Source organism: Sulfuricurvum sp., from assembly GCF_049305995.1.
Taxonomy (GTDB): Bacteria; Campylobacterota; Campylobacteria; order Campylobacterales; family Sulfurimonadaceae; genus Sulfuricurvum.
In genome coordinates this window covers 1-2,547 of the sequence record NZ_JBAQPS010000129.1, presented here as the reverse complement: position 1 = coordinate 2,547, position 2,547 = coordinate 1, and the positions used below count along the sequence as shown (strand labels likewise).

Below are 2,547 nucleotides of genomic sequence, written 5' to 3'. Positions count from 1 at the left end.
CCAGTTTATGGTGCTTTGCACAAAGAGGGATTAAATTGTATCGGTGATTCATCCCATAGTGACCGATAGAGCCGCCGTCATCGGCGTTCGCTTGAGGGACGATATGGTGCACTTCATCCACCGCTTCGTCGCACAGCGCGCATTTAGTGAGAAAGAGCTTGTTGTTATAACGGCTCTTTTTCTCCCGCTTCAGCATCGAAGCTTCATGGGTTTTGTCGGTGATCCGTCCTCGAATCTCATACGCCTTTTTCAAAAAAGTCTCATCCATGTGGAGCGATTTAGCAAACTCTAATCCGTATAGGGTCGAGCCGCTTCCGCTTTTGAGCTTTCGGTCATACACCAGTTTATCGCTTGCTTCGTCATAATAGACCCCCAGATGGAGCAATACGATCTCTTTCGCTTTTTGGATTTCGGCGAGGGATGAAAGCTGATGCAGATGGGTGGCAAAGATAAACATACTCCCGATCTCACGAAGTTTGAGGATTGCACTCGCGACGATAGCAAGAGCCGATTCGGTCTCGGTTCCGTGGCTGATTTCATCTCCTAGAATCAAGGTGTTTTCCGTCGCACGGTTAAAGATATTACGCAGTTCCAACATCTCCACGGCGAATGTGGAAAGCCCTTTGTAAAGGTTGTCTTTGGAGACGATTCGGGTAAGGAGCTTATCGACGGGGGCGAAACGCATCATGGCACACGGAACGAAAAATCCCCCTTGCGCCATCACGACCGAGAGACCGATACTCTTCATAAGCGATGATTTACCACTGGAGTTAATGCCGTACAAAAGCACCCCTTTGACATCCTCACCGTTCTCTATCGTCGTGTGTTCCTCATAGATATGCTGATCGAGTGAACCTAAGAAAAGATCATTCGGGATAAAAATACCATTCTCTTCACGCGATTCGATCAACGGATGACGAAGCCCGACCGTCTCGATAAAGGCTTTGGGTGATGGGACGATGGAGGGGCGGACATAGCGGTACTGCTTCGCACACTTCGCCCCACTCAAACTCACATCGACGACAGCAAGAAACGATATCAGATGCTCTATTGCATGGGAAAATCGTTTTTCGATCTCTTCGAGGTGTTCGCGGTAGCGCTCTTTCACCTGAGCGATCATCCGCGATTTTGCCCCTGCGTTTTCGATGGAGAGTTCGTCCAACAAAGTTGATGAAAGTTTGACGGTTGTTTTGAGTTTACGAATCTGAAAATCACGGAAAAAATAGTGCTGATTATCTAATGTAAAAAAGCTGTTATGCAGTGCCTCTTCGACACTCACATAGCGGTTACGGGTCATAAGGAGATGATACCCCTCACTCTCCAACCATCCGATAGAAGCAAACGATCCCCCAGACTCGAAAAAGGTATCGATATGCTCGATGATACCATTTAGTTTTGAGACATTGTTGCTTTGGAGCTGTTCGAGGGCATCGATAGAGGGGTCAATCCCCTCGTTGAAAAGATTCTCATCCACTTGATCGCGTCGGAATTTGGCACATGATTCGATATTAAAGATACGGCGTAGCTCCGAGGCACAATGGGCACACTCCTGCGCACTCGATTTATCATACGCGATTTTGAGACGGTCGGCATCCTCAAACAACGATTCCGCCGCACTGAGCGACGCATAGAAATAGGCGAGTTCGAACGGATGAAGTTTCCCCAGTTTGAGACGGCGCAGTATCCGCTCCAGATCATACACCTCTTTGAGCTTCGTCTCAAAAGGGGCGATATGTTCCCCCATTTTATCGATCAAATCGTACCGCTCTTCGAGAAGTTTGACATCACAAATCGGGTTCAGAAGCCGTTCGCGCAATAGTCGTTTTCCCATCGCCGTAGAGGTTTTATCGATGAGCTTTAGGAGTGTCATCTCATCCGAATCGCGTGAGATAATCCCCAACTGCTCCGCCGCATTGTTCCCCAGATACATATAACGCGCCGTCCCCAAAAACGTCGGACGATTCATCTTCTCAATAATCCCCGCATCGTGGTCAATAATGACGTTTATGAGGATACAAAGCGATTCGGAGGCATAAGGGAACCGCTCCAAATCGAGATACTCGATAGGACTCAGCAGTGAGCGTATCTGATAAATCCGCTCAAACAGTTCATTTTGATAATCGATCCGCAGACGTTTCTCATTCATCGAGGTCCGATGGTGATTCTTGATCTCCAGATAGCGGTTCACCTCGTCACGGTCGATATCCCCCGCACAAAACGTCACCACCACCTCAGAGGTTTGGTAGCTCTGCAACAGCGTAAACACTTCATCTAGTGCGTACGTTTTATCTTCGCGGGTTCCATGTATCTCGTTGATGAGCGTTTTCCCCGTCCCCACATCGATTGCGGAGTAGCCGATAGAATAAACCCCGTTGTTTTGATCGATCAACAGCGAAGCGATATAGTTCTCGCTCGCTTCGGCGATGTAGTCGAAATTCGTCCCCGGAGAGATGATATTGGAGATATAGCGGCGAATATGGGGAACTTCCCCCTGCTGACGGACGAGGACAATCGTGTATTTTTTCGACTGAACGAGACGTGATAGAT

At 48.3% G+C, this 2,547-nt stretch carries 1 protein-coding gene; it reads right to left on the bottom strand.

Annotated elements, in window-relative coordinates:
- Nucleotides 1-2,547 (bottom strand): MutS-related protein (locus tag WA010_RS04355; RefSeq protein WP_422555931.1); only part of this gene is annotated, 2,547 nt, incomplete at both ends.